The following is an 18333-nucleotide window of genomic DNA, read 5'->3' as shown; positions in this document are numbered from 1 at the left end:
TCTCTGACCTGGCGAGACGCTCACCAGTAGACCGCACCACCATCACGGCTCCGCGCTATCGGGCAACCGACCACCGCGGAGCCGTGTGCGTCTGCCGCCATCCAGCGTCACCGCCCTCTCCCGTGCAGGATCGAAGGACACTCATGAAGGTCTATCCCGACAAGCTGGAAGAGCAACTCAACAAGCGCCTGTCTCCGGTCTATATCGTGGCGGGCGACGAGCCTCTGATCCATCAGGAAAGCTGCGACGCCATCCGGCGCGCGGCGCGTGCGGCCGGCGTCGAGGAGCGGGAAGTCCTTCACGTCGAGAACGGTTTCCAGTGGGGTCGTCTGACCGAATCCGCCGCCAGCATGTCACTGTTCGCCTCGCGCAAGCTGATCGAGCTGCGCCTGGGCACCCAGAGCGCCGGCCAGGAAGGCAGCAAGGTGCTCAAGGCCTATGCCGAGCGCATCGAGAAGGATGGCGACATCCTGCTGATCACCGCCGCACGCCTCGACCGCAAGGTGCAGCAGACGGCGTGGTTCAAGGCGCTCGAGAAGGTGGGAGTGTTCATCGCGGTCTGGCCGGTGGATCATTCCCGCCTCGGCTTCTGGATTCGTGATCGCGCCCGCCTGCATGGCCTGGAACTGAATCAGGACGCCGCCCGGCTGCTGGCCGAGCGCATCGAAGGCAATCTGCTGGCCGCGGACCAGGAGCTGCAGAAGCTGGCGCTGCTGCACCCGCCGGGCGCACGCCTGGATGGCAATGCCATCGCCCAGGGGGTCGAGGACAATGCCCGCTATGATGTCTTCACGCTGGCGGATGCCTGCCTGAAGGGCGAGATCGAGCGCAGCGGGCGTATCGTGCTGGGTCTGCGGGGAGAAGGGGTCGAGCCGCCGGTGATCCTGTGGGCCTTGACGCGCGAGCTGCGCACCCTGCTCTCGCTGCGTCAGCACCTCGATCAAGGCCAGAGTTTCGAGCATGCCTGCAAGGCGCAGAAACCGATGATCTTCGACAAGCGGCGTCCCTTCTATCAGCAGGCGCTCAATCGTCTGCCCCACAAGCGTCTGCACAAGCTGCTGCTGTTCTCGCAGCGACTCGACATGGCGATCAAGGGCGGAATGACGCTGCCTATCTGGGACGGGATGGTGGATCTCGCCCTGACGCTCGCCGGTGGACGCGGCCCGCTGGCCGAACTGCCTCACGCCTACAAGGTGGGGTGATCCTGGCACGGTCCGACGTGCCTCTGACACGAGGGAGATCCCATGCAGATGACCCCCCCGTTGCTTGGCGAAGGCGTCAGTGTCGAGACCCTGCGTCGATGGCTCGCCGAAGGCAACACGCTGACCGTGGAGATCCAGACGCTGGATCAGGGGCTATATCTGGTGCGCCTGCATCATGCCGACGGCATCAGTCGTCTGGTCGATGAAGACGGCCAGTCCCTGCGCTTCACCGGCACGCAGTGGGTCAGTCGCCTGTTGCTGCCGCTGGGGCTGACGCATGGCGTGCAAACCTGGGCGGAAGTGCAGGATGAGATGATCGGCCTCCCCACGACTCCGGTCGACAATGCCAGCCTGCTGGCCCATGGCACGCGTGTGGCGTTCAAGACGCTGTAGCCATGACAGAAGCCCCCGCCAGTTCACTGACGGGGGCTTCTGTCATTGCGGCACGCCCCTGAGACTCAGGTGGGCGCTCGATCTGCGCTCAGTGCGCCTCCTCGACCTTCGACTTCACGAAGGCGGGATACCCATAGAGCTTGCGTGGATTGTCGCGGAAGATCTTCTCGCGCATCTCGCGCTCCGGCAGCCAGCGCTGCATCAATTCCGCCAGCGTGTCCTCCTCCGGCATCTCGACCCCGATATGCGGATGCGGCCAGTCACTGCCCCACACCACGCGTTCGGGATTGGCGGAAACCAGTGCCCGCGCCAGTGCCGTGACATCGGAATACGGCAGGCGTCCCCGGGTGGTGAGTCGATATGGCGCCGACAGCTTGGCCCAGGTACGTCCCTGCTTGAGCATCCGACACAGCGCGGTGAAACCGGGACATTCCGGCCCCCGTGAAGCCGCGAGGTGGCCCATGTGGTCGATCACCACCGGCACCGGCAGACTGCCGAGCCGTGCCTCCATGTCACGGAAGGTCGAGACATCGATCAGGCATTCCAGATGCCAGTCGAAGCGGGCCAGACGGTCCGCCAGCAGCACGACATCACGCCAGCGCAGCCCGCCGGAGAAGATCAGATTGAGGCGCACCCCGCAGACGCCCAGCCTGGAGAGCCGCTCAAGCTCTGCATCACTGATCTCGGGCGAGACCACGGCGATGCCACGATAATCCAGCCCGCGCTCACGACAGTTCTCGAGGCTGTCGCACAGCAGGCGATTGTCATAGCCATAGACACTTGGCTGGATCAGGACGCCATGACGGGCGCCAAGCGCGTGGTGCATTTCCAGCGCGTCCTTGAGCCCGAATTCGGCAGGGTTGTAGGTCCTGTCTTCCGCCAGCGGATAACGCACCGGATCGCCGAACACATGAAGGTGGCAATCAATGCTGCCCGGAGGCAGCCGGAACGTCAGGGGATGCGGCAGGGGGCGTGGCGGTGCCGCACACGGCAGATCCTGCTCGACATGGTTCCAATCCATCGATGCGACTCCCTCGCGTAACCTCGATCATCAAGCCCGGGGCGACTTCGCGTTTCAGTGCCCTGTGTCACGATACTGCGCCCCCTCTCTCGTTTCCAGACAAAAGCACGCATACGAAAAAGCGGCATGTCCGAAGACATGCCGCTTGAAGATACTCTGCCGGTGCGTGATCGCCATCTCAGGCGAAGCACAGTCAGTCGAGACGCTCGAAGACCGTCGCGACGCCCTGCCCCATGCCGATGCACATGGTCGCCAGACCCAGGCGCGTGTTCTGCTGCTTCATGACGTTGAGCAAGGTGGTGCAGATACGCGAGCCGGAACAGCCCAGCGGGTGCCCCAGCGCGATGGCGCCGCCGTTGAGGTTGACCGCCGTGTCGGCGCGCTCCAGCAGGCCGAGGTCCTTGAGCACGGGAATCGATTGCGCCGCGAAGGCCTCATTGAGCTCGACGGTCTGGATATCGTCGATGGTCAGCCCCGCTGCCTTGAGTGCCTGCTTGGAGGCCGGCACCGGGCCGTAGCCCATGATGGAGGCATCGCACCCGGCCACACCGGTGGACAGTACGCGGGCGATGGGCTTGAGACCCAGCGCTTCGGCGCGCTCGGCGCTCATCACCGCCATGCCCGAGGCACCCACGGACAGCGCGGAAGAGGTGCCCGCCGTCACGGTGCCGCCCTTGGGATCGAACACCGGCTTGAGGTTGCCCATGGATTCCATGCTGGCATCGCCACGGATGACCTCATCACGGGTCACCATCACGCGACGCCCCTCGGTATCATGGCCCTCGACGCCGATGATCTCGTCATCGAAACGACCTTCATCGGCGGCGGCCTGGGCACGCTGGTGAGAGCGCACGCCGAACTCATCCTGCTGCTCACGACTCACGCCGTGCATCTTGCCGAGCAGTTCCGCGGTCAGGCCCATCATCATCGCGGCCTTGGCCGCGTGCTTGCTGGCCGCCGGGTTGACGTCGACCCCATGCGCCATCGGCACGTGCTCCATGTGCTCGACACCCCCGATGATGTAGAAGTCGCCCATGCCGGCCTTGATGTTGGCGGTGGCGATATGCAGCGCGCTCATCGAGGAGCCACACAGCCGGTTGACCGTCTGCGCCGGCACGCTGCGCGGGATGCCGGTCATGATGGCGGCATTGCGCGCGATGTTCATGGCCTGTTCCAGGGTCTGGTTGACGCAGCCCCAGATGACGTCATCGACCTCTGCCGGCACCAGGCCGGGGTTGCGATCGAACAGCGCCTGCATCACCGCGGCGGACAGGTTCTCGGCGCGCACGTGGCGGAAGGCCCCATTCTTGGCCTTGGCCATGGCAGTGCGCACGCCATCGACGATTACCACATCTCTCGGATTCAGATTCATTGTCTGGCTCCCTCATGGCCCTCGCTGTCGCGAGAGCCGAAAATTCTGGTCGGATAGTGCTGGCCCCACTTGGGTGTGCTCAGCAATCAAAGGCTCAGGCGTAGAAGGCGTCGCCGCGCTTGGCACGCTCACGCAGTGCCTCGGTCGGGCGATACAGCGGCCCCAGCTCATCGGCCAGGCTGTCGGCCAGCGCGACGAACTCTGCCACGCCCATGGCATCGACGTAGCGCAGTGCGCCACCACGGAACGGCGGGAAACCGATGCCGTAGATCAAGGCCATGTCCGCCTCGGCCGGCGTACCGACAATGTCATCTTCCAGACACCGGATGGTTTCCATGCACAGCGGCACCATCATGCGCGCGATGATGTCGTCATCGGAGAATTCGCGCGTCTCGCTGACCACTTCACTGACCAGTGCCTGCGCCGCTTCATCAGGCAGCTTCTTCGGCTTGCCCTTGCGGTCTTCCTCATAGCGATAGAAGCCCAGGTCATTCTTCTGCCCCAGTCGCTTGTTGTCGTACATCACCTGAATGGCGGTCTTGCCCTCACGCGCCATGCGATCCGGGAAGCCTTCGGCCATCACCGCATTGGCGTGGACCGCAGTGTCCATGCCGACCACATCCAGCAGGTAGGCCGGGCCCATCGGCCAGCCGAACTTCTCCATCACCTTGTCGACGCGCTGATAGTCGGCGCCCTTCTCGACCAGCAGGCTGAAGCCACCGAAGTAGGGGAACAGCACGCGGTTGACCAGGAACCCCGGGCAGTCGTTGACGACGATCGGTGTCTTGCCCATCTGACGGGCGTAGGCGACGGTCGCGGCGATCGCCGCGTCGCTGGATTTCTCGCCACGGATGACTTCCACCAGCGGCATGCGATGCACCGGGTTGAAGAAGTGCATGCCGCAGAAGTTCTCGGGACGCTTGAGCGATTCGGCCAGACGCGTGATGGAAATGGTCGAGGTGTTGGACGTCAGGATGGTGGTATCCGCCACGTTGTCCTCGAGCTCGGCCAGCACCGACGCCTTGACCTTGGGGTTCTCGACCACCGCCTCGACGACCAGATCCACGTTGCCGAAATCGCCATAGGACAGCGTCGGGCGAATGTTGGACAGCCCCTGCGCCATCTTCTCGGTGGTCAGCTTGCCCCGCTCGACGCCCTTGCCGAACAGCTTGCGCGCTTCCTTCAGGCCAAGCTCGATGGCCTCGCCATTGATATCCTTCATCAGGATCGGCGTGCCCTTGCTGGCGCTCTGATAGGCGATGCCACCGCCCATGATGCCGGCACCCAGTACGGCAGCCTGCTGGATCTTGCTCGCCTGTTTTTCATATCCCTTGGCTTTCTTCTTGACCACCTGATCGTTCATGAACAGGCCGACCAGATTGAAGGCCACGTCGGTCAGCGCCATCCGGGCGAAGGTCTTGGCCTCGATGGCCTGGGCACGCTCACGCGATTCGCCCGCGCCCTTCTGGATGACCTTGATGGCCTCCACCGGCGCCGGATAGTGCGGGCCGGCCTTGCCTGCCACGAAGCCCTTGGCGGTCTCGAAGGCCATCATCTGCTCGATGGCATTGAGCTTGAGCGGCGAGGTCTTCTCGAGACGCCGTGCCATGTAGTCCAGCTCACCCGCATTGGCGCGCGCCAGAATGTCGAGTGCCGCCGCGTCCAGCTCGGCCACCGGCAGCACGGCATCGACGGCGCCGACTGCCAGGGCCTTGTCGGCGCGATTCTCGGTGCCACCACAGATCCATTCGATGGCGTTGTCCGCGCCGATCAGGCGCGGCAGACGCACGCAGCCCGCCCAGCCCGGAATGATGCCGAGCTTGGTCTCCGGCAGGCCGATCTTCGCGCTGTCCGCCATGACGCGGAAGTCGGTGGTCAGGGTGATCTCGCAGCCGCCGCCCAGCGCCAGCCCATTGATGGCGGTGACGGTGGGGAACGGCAGGTCCTCGATGGCATTGAAGATGCCATGGACGGTCATGTTCATGTCGATGAGGAAGGCTTCATCCTTCTCGAACATCTGATGGAACTCGGTGATATCGGCACCGACCACGAACGCTTCCTTGGCGGAGCGGATGACCAGCCCCTTCAGGTCGGCCGTCGCCTTGATGGCCTCGACCGCCTCCCCCAGCTCCTTGAGTACGTAGCTGGCCAGCTTGTTGACCGATTCGCCTTCAAGGTCGAGCGTCAACAGGGCGATGGCGTCCTGATTGGCCTCGACGGATAGCGTTTTGCCTGAATAGATCATCCACGGATCTCCACAAGAGAAAGGGGTGAAGGGGCTGTCAGGCGCAGGATGGTCTCTGCCATGGGTGCGCTGGCAACCGGCCTCGCCGGACTCGAAGCTTCCAGAGGCGCCGCAGGAGAGTCATCTCTCGCCACAGCACTTCATACAAGCGTTTGAATACAGCCAGCTTGGGCCAGAGACGGGCAAAGATCAAGCCTGCGGACATTAGCGAAAGGTCGGGGGTCCGGGGCTGTCCCCATGCCGGTTCCTGTCTCTGGCGCCTGACTTCGACAGCGGGTGTGGGCAAAGATCGACGCTACACCCGGAAAGGCAGTCGCGTTACTCTTGGCGCTTTCCCGTCACGCAGGCTGGCAGCGGCATATCCTTGCCCTCCAGCAGGTTCTCAAAGGCCACACCGATATCATGCTTTCATGAGCAGCACTCTCACCGCCCTGTATCTGCGCCTGACCGGCATCGTCGAACGCACCAAGCGTTGGCACTGGCTATGGCCTCCCATCGGCTTCGCTGCGGGCATCTGCAGTTTCTTCCTCGTCAATCGTCAGCAATGGCTGGGTGGCATGCTGGCGCTGGGCATGATGCTGGCCTGGTTGATCCTGATCGCCGAAGGCCTGTGGAGCCGTCTGCGCCGTCATCGCGGCCAGAATGCCCTGCCCCGCAAGCTGGCCACCTTCGTGGCACAGCTGATCCAGCAGGAGACCCTGTGCTTCACGTTGCCGTTCTTTCTGGCGACGACCGACTGGGCCAGTGGCCAGGCAGGCTTCACCTTGCTGCTGTGCGGCGCGACTCTGCTGTCGATACTCGACCCCTTCTACTACCGACTGGCCGAGCGCCATCGCTGGCTGTACTTCGGCTTCCACGCCCTGTGCGTATTCGTCGTGGTACTGGTCACCCTGCCCCTGTTGCTGGAACTGACCACCGGCGAGAGTCTGTTGGCTGCGTGTGCCGCGATGAGCCTGTTCGCGCTGCCCAGTGTCGCCAACCTGCGGATTGCCCGCGGGCTGGTCGGTGGCCTGGCGATGATCGGCATCAGCGTGATGCTGGGGGTGGGCGCATGGGGGGCACGCGCCTGGATTCCGCCTGCCACGCTCTGGATCAACGCCAGCAGCCTCTCGCCGGACTTCGACACCGCGGCGCGGACACCGCGGGGCGAGATGCATCTGACCCCAGCGCAACTCTCCGCCAGAGGCCTCTACGCCTACACGGCCATTCGCGCCCCACGCGGGTTGTCGGAGAAGGTCTATCACGTCTGGCGACATGACGGAGAAGTGGTGGATCGCATCGCCTTGAACATCAACGGCGGTCGCAAGGAAGGTTATCGGGCATGGACACACAAGACGGCCTTCCCCAAGGGCAGCGAGGGGGAATGGGAAATCGATGTCGAGACCATGAACGGGCAGCGCATCGGCAGTCTGCGCTTCCTCGTCAGTGATGATCCGCAGGTGGCCACCTTCGCGGACAGCAGCCTGGCACGGCCGGCGGGCATCCCCGGCTGGCGGATCACCAACCTGATTCCGGGCCTGTGACGCTTCGCGACGTGAGTGACCCTGAAGCGTGAACCCTCGGTTACTCGACCTTGGGCGTAAAATTCGTTCGCAGGCTTGTAATTATCCAGGCTGCCTAGCATGCTGAAGACAAGGGCGGCACCGAGGGGTGCCAGGATAAAAGCCCACTCATCCTTTGCACTCTGTGGACGACATACCCATGCATGAAGATATCGGGCTAAAGCTTTCCCGCCTGCCGCGCCTATGGCGCGCCATCCTGGACCAGCGACTGTCCCCGCTTGGGCTGACACAAACCCGCTGGATGACGCTGGTACACCTGTGGCGACTCGGAGACGGCCAGCCACAATGTGATCTGGCACGCTCCATCGGCATCGAGGCACCGTCTCTGGTACGCACGCTGGATCAGCTCAGCGAGCAGGGGCTGGTGGAACGCCGCGCCTGTGAGGAAGACCGCCGCACCAAGCGCATCTTCCTGACACACAAGGCACTGCCGCTGATCGAGAAGATCGATGCCATCGCCGAGCAGACCCGCATCGAGATGCTCGAGGGGCTCACGCCGGAGCAGGTCGACCAATTCTGCGAATGCCTGCGCGTCATGGAACGCAATGGCCTGGAAATCTCCGAGAAGGTGCCGGAAAGCGCCTGAGCGAGCGTGTCCGGATACGCCAGCGGGAAAGGAAAAAGCCCCCATCGAGTGACTCGACGGGGGCTTTTTTGCAAGACGTTCAAGGCAAGCTCAGGTCACGCGCCGGCCCTGCTCGCGGCCGAGGGCGGCCCGAAATATCACGCTCACCCGCCCGGCATTCTGGGCTCTGTCCCCACCAACGGACGGCGGCGATGGGCAATGGGGGCCTTGGCGATCAACAGGGCATGCAATACCTCGAACTCCCGGCGCCACGCCTCGCAGTCTTCCAGTGCCAGGCTCTCCCCCCACCACAGCGTCAAGCCGGACAGTGAGGACTCCAGCATCAGGGCATCCTCCGGCAACGCCCGCGTGAGATGTTCCAGAGCGGCCGCGAAGTCGGGGTCCTCCGCCAGGCGACTCTCTTCACGCCAACGATATCCGGGCACGGCCTCACGCAGTGCATCGCTGGCCCACTCGTCGTGGACGAGGATGAAGGGGGTGACATCGCGCTCGGTGGGCCAGGGACGACGATAGCCGACGATCCCCTTGGGGGCATCCGAAAGCGGTGCTGCCTTCAGGTCAACCCGCATGCCGTCCGCGATCACGGCCTTGCGCACCAGTGACGTGCGTGTCTCACGCTTGCTGGGGCGTAACCATGTCAGCGGCGACAACATCGCCAGCACCACGAAAATGATGATCAGAGCTGTCGTCATGAAATGTCCTGCCAGGAAGTGTCAGTAAGAAATTCGCGTCATCATCGAACGACTGCGGAAAACGCCGCCGTGCGGACAACCAGAAACGTGCCCAGAGCCCGAGCCATCCAACCGCGTACGGGGGTTGCGCCTGGCGCACTGGCAATACGTTGATGCAAGTCATTGTCTTCCGAGGGGCGGCAAGCCTAGCATGGAAGCAGGTGCACGACGCCACTCGAATGGCCCACCTCTACGGGAGGAATTCAGGATGAGCAACGAATACAAGCATGTACTGGTCGCTGTCGATCTGACCAAGGATTCCCACCTGGTACTGGAACGCGCACTGCCCATCGCCAAGCGCAATGGTGCCAAGGTGTCCATCATGCATACCCTCGAGCCACTGGGCTTTGCCTATGGCGGGGACATCCCGATGGATCTGACCAGCATTCAGGATCAGCTGGATTCCCATGCCCGTGAGCGACTGGGGGATATCGCCACGCCACACGGTATCGCGCCTGAAGATCAGCATGTCGTGGTCGGCATGCCGGACAGCGAGATTCATCGCTTTGCCGCAGAACATGACGTGGATCTGATCGTGGTCGGCTCACATGGTCGCCATGGCTTCGCCCTGCTGCTGGGCTCCACTTCCACTGGTGTCCTGCATGGTGCCCAGTGTGATGTGCTGGCCGTCCGAGTGGGGGCAGATGACAGCGAAGAATGACGCCGGCGGTCAGTGAGCCGAGATGACACGAGGGCAGCCAATGGCTGCCCTCGTGTCATTCCGCACCCGGGGAGACGAGAAAAGAGACTCAGCCTTCCTGCATGGCCTCAAGCTCCATCCAGCGCTCCATCGTCTCTTCCAGCACCTGCTGCTTGTGGCTGAGCTTCTCGAGCGTATTCTTCACGGCCTTGGCATCCCCCGTGTAGAACTCGGGCGCCGCGATCTCGGCTTCCAGCGTCGCGATCTCCGCTTCCAGCGTCTCGATGGTCGCCGGAATCAGATCCAGCTCGCGCTGGAACTTGTAGGGCAGCTTGACCTTCTTGGGGGCCTGCTGCGCCTGGGCGGCCTCACGCTTGCGACGCTCATCCTCGGCCTGCGCCTCACGACGGTGCTTTTCCTCGCGCTCACGCTCGACTTCCCACGGTGCCGGCGGCAGATGCCCGCCCTGACGTATCCAATCGCTGTAGCCCCCGACATACGGCTTGACGATCCCGTCGCCCTCAAAGGCCAGGATATTGGTGACCACGTTGTCCATGAAGGCACGGTCGTGGGAGACCAGCAGCACGGTACCGTCGAAGTCGAGCAGCAGCTCCTCGAGCAGCTCCAGCGTCTCGACATCCAGGTCGTTGGTCGGCTCATCGAGCACCAGCACGTTGGCCGGCATGGTGAACAGACGCGCCAGCAGCAGGCGATTGGACTCGCCCCCTGACAGCGAACGCACCGGCTGACGCGCGCGGTCCGGCGTGAACAGGAAGTTCTGCAGGTAGCTCATCACGTGCATGTCACGCCCGCCGACCGTGACACGGTCGCTGCCGCGCGCCACGTTGTCGTAGACGGTGGCTTCCATGTCCAGGCCCTTGCGCAGCTGATCGAAGTAGGCGATCTGAAGCTTGGTGCCTTCGATGCGCTTGCCTTCACTGGCCTCGAGCTGACCCAGCAGGATATGCAGCAGCGTCGTCTTGCCCGCGCCGTTGCGCCCCAGCAGGCCGACCTTGTCGCCGCGCTGGATCTCGACGCTCAGGTCACGGATGACCCACTTGTCCTGCGCCTCGTCGTAGCGATAGCTGACATTTTCCAGCTCCACGACGCGCTTGCCGCTGCGCTCGGCAGAATCGACGGCGATACGCGCACGGCCCTGCACCTCACGACGCTGTCCACGCTCATCACGCATCTTCTCCAGCGCGCGCACGCGACCTTCGTTACGGGTGCGGCGCGCCTTGATGCCCTGGCGGATCCAGGTCTCTTCCTGGGCCAGTTTCTTGTCGAATTCGGCGTTTTCCTTGGCCTCGACATCCATCTCGTGCTGCTTCTGGGCCTGATAGGCCGCGTAATCGCCCGGATAACGGCCGAGGCGGCCACGATCCAGCTCCAGAATCTGGGTCGCCAGGCGCTTGAGGAAGGCCCTGTCGTGGGTGATGAACAGCACGGCGCCGGAGAAGGCCGCGACCTGCTCTTCCAGCCAGGCGATGGTATCGAGATCCAGATGGTTGGTCGGCTCATCGAGCAGCAGCAGGTCCGGGTCGGATACCAGCGCACGCGCCAGCGCGACACGCCGACGCCAGCCACCGGAGAGATCTTCCATCATGGTGTCTTCCGGCAGGCCCAGGCGGGTCAGCACGGTATCGATACGCTGCTGGAACTGCCAGCCATCGACGCTTTCCAGCGCGACCTGCACGTGCTCGAGACGCTTGAGGTCCGGTTCCGGATCACTGATCAGGTGATGGTATTCCGCCAGCAGCGCACCTGCCTGCGGCAGGCCTTCGGCAACGATATCGAAGATCGTGCGACCTTCCGCCGCCGGCAGGTCCTGAGAGAGCACGCCGATCTTGAGGCCCGGCGCCTTCCACAGCTCACCGGCATCGGCCTGGAACTCGCCGGTGATCAGCTTGAGCAGGGTCGACTTGCCGGTACCATTGCGGCCGACGAGCGCCAGGCGCTCGCCGCGCTCGACGACAAGATCCGCCCCATTGAGCAGAACGTGATGGCCATAGGCCAGCTGTAGATTTTCCAGTCGTAACAATGCCATGTGCAGCAGCAACTCGTGACGGGTCCGGGGCCGGGAAGGCCGCGGAGGAAGTGGGAGTCAGGCGGACAGGCCGCCGCCAGCGACGCGCGCCGGAGAATGACGCCATTCTACCCGAGGCGCAGCGTACAGGCGATGGAAGACACCGCAAGGGCTGAAAGACATCGGCGGCTTGGGTAGAATGGCCGACCACTTGAAAGCACGTCGTGCGCCTGGCATTGCCAACGAGCCGATCGCCCGGTGCCGGACTCTCGAGTGCCAGGCCAGCAGACGACCTGGTACGCCTTTCACTGCCGTGTTCCTTCTCCCTCCCCCGTGACTCAAGGGTGTTCGATGTCCGCGCTTCCTCCCCATGCTGATCCCTCAGCGCTGCCCTGCTATGACCCGGAGCAACTGAGCGAGACCTCGCTTGCCGACCTGTGCGCCGACCTGTCCCTCGATGACAGCGATCGCCAGACGGCCCTGACTCGGCTGGCGCCGGCGCTGCGCTTCGCAAGCCCGACGCCGCTGATCGACATCGGCGTCAACCTGACCCATGAAAGCTATGCTCAGGACATCGAGGGCACCTTGCTGCGAGCTCGCGCGGCGGGCGTCAGCCAGCAGATCCTGACCGGCACCAGCCTGGACGGCTCGCGTGAGGCTCAGGCGCTGGCGGCGCGCTATCGTGGCCTTTCTGCCACCGCCGGTGTGCATCCGCATGATGCCAGCCAGTGGAACGATGGTGTCGAGCGCGGTATCCGGGAGCTGCTGGCCCAGCAGGAAGTGGTCGCGGTGGGCGAATGCGGCCTGGATTTCAATCGCAACTTTTCCACGCCCGCCGAGCAGGCTCGCGCCTTCGAGGCCCAGCTGACCCTTGCCGCCGAGACAGGATTGCCACTGTTTCTGCATGAACGTGACGCCGGCCGACGGATGCTCGAGATGCTCAAGCACTGGCGGGATGACATCAGCCACGCGGTCGTGCACTGCTTCACCGGCGAGCGTGAGACACTATATGGCTATCTGGATCTCGACCTGCATATCGGGCTGACCGGCTGGCTGTGCGATGAACGCCGCGGCGAGCACCTGCGCAGCCTGTGTCGCGAGATTCCGCTGGAACGCCTGATGCTGGAAACCGACTGCCCCTATCTGGTGCCACGCAATCTGCCCGCCAAGCTCAAGGGACGCCGCCACGAACCCTCGCTGCTGGTCTGGATTCTGGCCGAGGTCGCTGCCCTGCGCGGCATGGAGATGGAAGCGCTGGCGCAGGCCACCACGGCGACTGCCACCCGCTTCTTCCGCCTGCCCGCGGCCTGACACGGCACGCCTTCCCTTGCACGCCCTTCTTTGCACGCTTCCCTGCTCTGGACACGACAATGCACGAATACGAACCTGAAACAGGCGACTTCCCCGCCTTCATCGCCGTCGAGACAGGCGAGGACTCAAGCCTGCCCCTGGCCATCGCCTGGGCCCTGCCCGATGGGCAGATGAAGCATGTCCTGATTCAGCCTGACGATGAATGGCTGGATGGGGAAATGCTGGAACTGGGCGACTACAGCCTGGATGACCTGAGAAGTTTCGGCGTCAGCCCTCTCGACGTGCTCAAGGAGCTGGAGCAGGACTACTACCAGACCACGCTCTATACCACCGGCGTCATGGATGACGAACAGGCGCTGGCGCGTCTGTTCGATGCCTACAACATGGACCCCTTCATCGAGTTTGCTCCTGCCGAGGGCCTCTATCCGGAACTATCCCCCGGCGACTGGGCACGCGAGCGCAACAACATGCTGTTCGAGCAGGGGCTGCAGCCCTTCCGACCGGACAACGAGGTGATGGTGATGCTGGCCATCCACACCCGCCTGCGCGGTGACGGTGTGCGTGGCGATGAAGACATCCGGGGCACAGGCCCGGACTATGAGATCGACTGGGAAGAAGACGTCTGATTTCCTTCCGCCATCTCTGAAACGCAGAACGCCCCGACAACCGGTAGTTGTCGGGGCGTTCTGGTTCACGACTTCAGTCTGTCCCGCAAGGCTCAGCCGTTGGAGCGGCCACCACCGCCATTGCCACCGCTGGAGCGATTGCGGCCACCACGCGAACGACGACGCGGACGCTCTTCACTGGACGGTGCCTCCGGCGCGCGATTGCCGTTCACTTCCGGGCGCGGCGCGACGCGGTTGCCATCCACCTCACGCGGAGCGGGAGCACGATTGCCGCGATTGTCGTCGTCGTGATTGGCACCGCCACCTTGCTGGCGCTGGCCGCCAGTGCGCTGGCCGTCAGAGCGCTGACCGCCATTGCCACGGCCCTCACCGGCAGGCTTGCCACCAGTGCGCTGACCATCCGAACGAGCGCCGCCAGTGCGCTGACCGCCCGAACGAGCGCCGCCAGTGCGCTGGCCGTCAGAGCGCTGACCGCCATTGCCACGGCCTTCACCGGCAGGCTTGCCACCAGTGCGCTGACCATCCGAACGAGCGCCACCGGTGCGCTGGCCACCATTGCCACGACCTTCACCGGCAGGCTTGCCGCCAGTGCGCTGGCCGCCCCGCGGCTGACGCGGCTCACGTTCCGGTTCGACGTCGACTTCCGGCACGAAACCTTCCACTTCGACACGCTTGAGCTTGCCCTTGAGCAGACGTTCGATACCGCCGAGCTCCTTGCGCTCATCGCTGGAAACCAGCGAGATGGCACGCCCGCTGGCACCGGCGCGACCGGTACGTCCGATCCGGTGAACGTAGTCTTCCGGGACATTGGGCAGTTCGTAGTTCACGACCTGCGGCAGCTGCTCGATATCCAGGCCACGTGCCGCGATATCGGTGGCAACCAGCACGCGCACTTCGCCGTTCTTGAAACCGGCCAATGCCTTGGTACGGGCATTCTGGCTCTTGTTGCCATGAATCGCCGCGGCGCTGATGCCGGACTTCTCGAGCTTGGTCGCCAGACGGTTGGCCCCATGCTTGGTACGCGTGAAGACCAGCACCTGATGCCAGTTTTCCTTGAGGATCAGATGCTTGAGCAGCGAAGGCTTGTGGCTCTTCTCCACGGTATGGATATGCTGCTCGACCTTCTCGGCCGTGGTGTTGCGCGGGCTGGCTTCCACGGCGACCGGATCATTGAGCAGCTTGTTGGCCATGCCGCGAATCTCGTCCGAGAAGGTCGCGGAGAACAGCAGCGTCTGCCGCTTGGTCGGCAGCAGCTTGAGCAGGCGGCGGATGTCGTGGATGAAGCCCATGTCCAGCATGCGGTCCGCTTCGTCCAGCACCAGCGTCTCGAGATCCGAGAAATCGATGGCCTTCTGGGAGTGCAGGTCCAGCAGGCGACCCGGTGTGGCGGTCAGGATCTCGACGCCGGAAGACAGGCGGCTGATCTGCGGATTGATCTTCACGCCACCGAACACCACGGCATTGCGCAGCTTCAGGTGACGGGAGTAGGCAGTGACGTTCTCGTCGATCTGCGCGGCCAGTTCACGCGTCGGCGTGACGATCAGGGCCTTGATCTTGCGGGCGCCTGCAGGGGCGCCGTTTGAGAGGCGCTCGACCAGCGGCAAGGCGAAACCGGCAGTCTTGCCGGTACCGGTGCGCGCGGCAGCCATCACGTCACGACCTTCCAGCACGGCAGGAATCGCACCCGCCTGCACCGGGGACGGCGTGGAATAGCCCATCTCGGCAATCGCTTTCAGAACAGGAGCGGACAGCCCCAGGGCGGCAAAAGCCGGGATGGAGTTGGCAGTAGTCTCAGTCATCAATATCTCTTCGGCTGACCGGCCACGTGCTGGTCGATCATTAAGGAATGGCGCCTGGCCGGGCACGTGCCGGGAGAGAGAGCGAGGCGTATCAGGCACAGTGAAGAAGGCGTTGGTCTGGGGGACCTCGGCGGACTGCTGCCAGTCGCTCGCGTCAGGCGATGACCCAGTCTATCACCTTCCGCCGGCGACTGCAGAAGCACGCGCCCGGTGGTGGCACCTGATGACTCAATGCCAGTGCAGCGGATAGCGACGATGACGCGCCAGGTTGTTGATCAATACCGCCAGCACCAGCATGGCCAGGCACCCCAGACCGACGGGAAGCAAGGCATACCAGTAGCCGAGCGCATGCAGGGGCTCACCGCCGATCACCGCGATCAAGGCCGTGGCACCGCCCGGCGGGTGCAGGGTATGCGTCAGCTGCATCACCAGCAGTGCCACCGAGACTGCCATGGCGGCTGCCAGCCAGCCGTCGCCCAGCCAGTGATAGCAGGCCACGCCGACCAGCGCCGACAACAGGTTGCCGCCCAGTACGTTGCGCGGCTGCGCCAGCGGACTATGCGGCGCACCGTAGAGCAGTACCGAGGTCGCCCCGAAGGAGCCGACCAGCAGCAAGGTGCTGACCGCCAGATAATGTGATGACATCCAGCCGATCAACGCCATGCCGAGAAAGGCCCCCAGCCAGGACCACAGGGCATCGGCAACATGCGGCTTGCCACGCTTGAGCGGGCCTCCGCGCATCTTGGTCAGATAAGGCTTGATCATCGTGCGAGTCGTCTCCGGGAGTGTCCTTGCGTCATCAAGCGCTGCACCCTAGGCGATCTCAAGGGCAGGGACAACTACCGTATGGCAATAAGCTGATGCCCGCTCGGCACCGGTCACTCCCGTCACGCACGCCGGCTCTCGTCTCTCTTGCTCGTTCACGCTTCGCTGCGTGAGGCGACGATGGTGCGCGAGATCACGATCACCGGCAGGATACCGACCAGCACGATCACCAGTGCCGGCAGCGCCGCCTGCTCGAGCATTTCATCGGAGGCGTACTGATAGACGTGAGTGGCGAGCGTATCGAAGTTGAAGGGGCGCAGCAGCAAGGTGGCCGGCAGCTCCTTCATGGCATCCACGAACACCACCAGCGCCGCGGTCAGAAGCCCCGGACGAATCAGCGGCAGATGCACACGACGCAGGGTCGAGAAGGTGTTCTCGCCCAGCGAGCGTGCCGCCATGTCCATCGAGGGCGTGACCTTGTCGAGGCTCGACTCGATGGAGCCCGCGGCAATCGCCAAGAAGCGCACCACATAGGCGATGATGATCGCGCCCATCGTTCCCGTCAGCAGCAATCCGCTGGAGATGCCGAAATTGGCCCGCAGGAAGCTGTCCAGTGCATTGTCGAAGCCGGATAGCGGTACCAGAACGCCCAACCCCAGCACGGCACCCGGCATGGCGTAGCCCAGACTCGAAAGCTTGAGTGCCTGCTGTACGCTGGCGGTGCGATCCAGCCGCTTGGCATAGGCCAGCAGCACCCCGATGATCAGGGTCAGTACCGCAGCGCTCACCGCCAGTATCAGGCTGTTCACGGCATAGCCTGCGAAGTCCGGTGTCCAGGATTCCTCGAAATACAGGATGGCGTGCCGCGTGAGCAAGCCCACCGGCAGCAGGAAACCGAAGAACAGCGGCAGGAAACAGGCCAGTGACGCCACTGATGCCCGCCATCCCGTCAGGGTCGGACGTTGATAGCGACGGTAGCGATCGCCCTTGCCGAACTGGCGCTGACGACGCCGAGCATGCCGCTCGAGCCAGATCAGCGTGACCACGAAGATCATCAGGCACAGCGCGATCTGCGCCGCACCGCGCAGGCTGCCCATGTTGAGCCAGACATTGAAGATGCCGGCGGTCAGCGAGCGTACCGCGAAGTAGTCCACAGTTCCGAAGTCGTTGAGCGCCTCCATCATCGCCAGTGCAAGGCCGACGGCAATCGCCGGTCGGGCGCTGGGCAGTGCCACGCGCCAGAAGCTTTGCCACCCGTTGCAGCCCAGCGTTCTGCTGGCATCGCGCAGTGAGGGCGACTGATCGAGAAATGCCGAGCGTGCCAGCATGAAGACATAGGGAAACAGCACCAGGGACAGCATCAGGATGGCGCCCCCCAGGCTGCGGATCTCCGGGAAGTAGTAATCCTGGGGCGAATCCCAGCCAAACAGGGCACGCAGCGCGCCCTGGAAGGGGCCGGCATACTCAAAGACGTCGGTATAGATATAGGCGATGACGTTGGCGGGAATCGCGAACGGCAACAGCAGCGACCACTCGAAGGTGCGTCGCAGCGGAAACTGATACATGGTGGTCAACCAGGCCGAGACGACCCCCATGCTGCCACTGAGGACCGCCACTCCCGCCACCAGCGCCAGACTGGTCATGACGTAATCGGGAAGCACGGTGGAGACGAGATGCGGCCAGATGCCCTCCCCGGCCTGATCACTGCCATCGTCACCGAAGACAGCCAGCCAGACGACGGCCAGCACCGGCATGACCACCAGTGCGGCCACGCCCCAGGCGCTGACGAACCAGCCCATGTGGGTTCCGAGACGCCGCTGACGACGCCGGATGGCCGCTGCATCGTAGTGCGCCATTTCTTGGGCGGCCGGCGATCGCCCGGTGCCGCTCATGGCGGCCACCGCCTCTCCTTCAAAGCTCGCACCTTGCTCAGCCAACAGCCGCTTGCCCTGGGTCATCTGACGTCCTCGTTATCCCGCAACTGCAATTGCGTCTATTTTACATGCTTTGCGCAAACGAAGAGGGGCTGTCGCATCGCGACAGCCCCTCTTCGT

General features: G+C 63.9%; 15 protein-coding genes. 7 read left to right on the top strand and 8 right to left on the bottom strand.

Annotated features, from left to right (window positions below):
- The first annotated feature begins 143 nt into the window (after window positions 1–143).
- Together holA and BOH68_RS02975 are read left to right on the top strand one after the other, a co-directional pair.
- Window positions 144–1202, top strand: coding sequence for a DNA polymerase III subunit delta (holA, locus tag BOH68_RS02980; protein ID WP_077371377.1), 1059 nt, complete (start codon window positions 144–146; stop codon window positions 1200–1202).
- A 42-nt stretch (window positions 1203–1244) separates the two neighbouring features.
- Complete coding sequence (locus BOH68_RS02975; RefSeq protein WP_103751361.1) at window positions 1245–1595, top strand: DUF6482 family protein; 351 nt, start codon at window positions 1245–1247, stop codon at window positions 1593–1595.
- Between the two features lie 88 nt (window positions 1596–1683).
- Here the strand turns inward: BOH68_RS02975 and BOH68_RS02970 are convergent, their stop codons facing one another.
- The 3 genes from BOH68_RS02970 to fadB all read right to left on the bottom strand — a co-directional run bounded on the left by BOH68_RS02970 (window position 1684) and on the right by fadB (window position 6233).
- On the bottom strand, window positions 1684–2616 hold the full coding sequence (locus BOH68_RS02970; RefSeq protein ID WP_077371374.1) for an amidohydrolase family protein: 933 nt from the start codon (window positions 2614–2616) through the stop codon (window positions 1684–1686).
- Window positions 2617–2809: 193 nt separating this feature from the next.
- Window positions 2810–3988, bottom strand: a complete 1179-nt coding sequence (gene fadA / locus BOH68_RS02965; RefSeq protein ID WP_077371371.1) for an acetyl-CoA C-acyltransferase FadA — start codon at window positions 3986–3988, stop codon at window positions 2810–2812.
- A 94-nt stretch (window positions 3989–4082) separates the two neighbouring features.
- Window positions 4083–6233 carry a fatty acid oxidation complex subunit alpha FadB gene (gene fadB, locus BOH68_RS02960; RefSeq protein WP_077371369.1) on the bottom strand — a complete coding sequence of 717 codons (2151 nt, stop codon included), beginning with the start codon at window positions 6231–6233 and terminating at the stop codon, window positions 4083–4085.
- Between the two features lie 410 nt (window positions 6234–6643).
- On the opposite strand from fadB, the gene BOH68_RS02955 reads away from it, so the two are divergent.
- Both BOH68_RS02955 and slyA read left to right on the top strand, forming a co-directional pair.
- On the top strand, window positions 6644–7756 hold the full coding sequence (locus tag BOH68_RS02955; RefSeq protein ID WP_077371366.1) for a DUF5924 family protein: 1113 nt from the start codon (window positions 6644–6646) through the stop codon (window positions 7754–7756).
- A 178-nt stretch (window positions 7757–7934) separates the two neighbouring features.
- On the top strand, window positions 7935–8381 hold the full coding sequence (slyA, locus tag BOH68_RS02950) for a transcriptional regulator SlyA (protein WP_077371363.1): 447 nt from the start codon (window positions 7935–7937) through the stop codon (window positions 8379–8381).
- A gap of 143 nt (window positions 8382–8524) precedes the next feature.
- Here the strand turns inward: slyA and BOH68_RS02945 are convergent, their stop codons facing one another.
- On the bottom strand, window positions 8525–9073 hold the full coding sequence (locus tag BOH68_RS02945; protein ID WP_077371360.1) for a hypothetical protein: 549 nt from the start codon (window positions 9071–9073) through the stop codon (window positions 8525–8527).
- A gap of 247 nt (window positions 9074–9320) precedes the next feature.
- On the opposite strand from BOH68_RS02945, the gene BOH68_RS02940 reads away from it, so the two are divergent.
- On the top strand, window positions 9321–9773 hold the full coding sequence (locus tag BOH68_RS02940; protein ID WP_077371357.1) for a universal stress protein: 453 nt from the start codon (window positions 9321–9323) through the stop codon (window positions 9771–9773).
- An 88-nt stretch (window positions 9774–9861) separates the two neighbouring features.
- On the opposite strand, the gene BOH68_RS02935 is transcribed toward BOH68_RS02940, so the two are convergent.
- Window positions 9862–11799 (bottom strand): ATP-binding cassette domain-containing protein, encoded by a 1938-nt coding sequence (locus BOH68_RS02935; protein ID WP_077371354.1) that lies wholly within the window; start codon window positions 11797–11799, stop codon window positions 9862–9864.
- 330 nt (window positions 11800–12129) lie between these two features.
- Between BOH68_RS02935 and BOH68_RS02930 the strand changes: the two genes are divergently transcribed.
- Both BOH68_RS02930 and BOH68_RS02925 read left to right on the top strand, forming a co-directional pair.
- On the top strand, window positions 12130–13089 hold the full coding sequence (locus BOH68_RS02930; protein WP_077371351.1) for a TatD family hydrolase: 960 nt from the start codon (window positions 12130–12132) through the stop codon (window positions 13087–13089).
- Window positions 13090–13148: 59 nt separating this feature from the next.
- Window positions 13149–13715, top strand: a complete 567-nt coding sequence (locus tag BOH68_RS02925; RefSeq protein ID WP_240704190.1) for a hypothetical protein — start codon at window positions 13149–13151, stop codon at window positions 13713–13715.
- Between the two features lie 92 nt (window positions 13716–13807).
- Here the strand turns inward: BOH68_RS02925 and BOH68_RS02920 are convergent, their stop codons facing one another.
- From BOH68_RS02920 to BOH68_RS02910, 3 genes are all read right to left on the bottom strand, one after another.
- Complete coding sequence (locus tag BOH68_RS02920; RefSeq protein WP_077371348.1) at window positions 13808–15514, bottom strand: DEAD/DEAH box helicase; 1707 nt, start codon at window positions 15512–15514, stop codon at window positions 13808–13810.
- Between the two features lie 228 nt (window positions 15515–15742).
- The gene (locus BOH68_RS02915; protein WP_169477178.1) at window positions 15743–16279 is read right to left on the bottom strand and encodes an HPP family protein; all 537 of its coding nucleotides are present in this window, start codon (window positions 16277–16279) and stop codon (window positions 15743–15745) included.
- Between the two features lie 155 nt (window positions 16280–16434).
- Window positions 16435–18237, bottom strand: coding sequence for an ABC transporter permease (locus tag BOH68_RS02910; protein WP_240499590.1), 1803 nt, complete (start codon window positions 18235–18237; stop codon window positions 16435–16437).
- Window positions 18238–18333: the final 96 nt, after the last annotated feature.

Source organism: Cobetia sp. MM1IDA2H-1 (assembly GCF_002916775.2).
Classification (GTDB): domain Bacteria; phylum Pseudomonadota; class Gammaproteobacteria; order Pseudomonadales; family Halomonadaceae; genus Cobetia; species Cobetia marina.
Note: the sequence above shows the minus strand (reverse complement) of the source record. Positions and strands in the feature narration are given on the sequence as shown.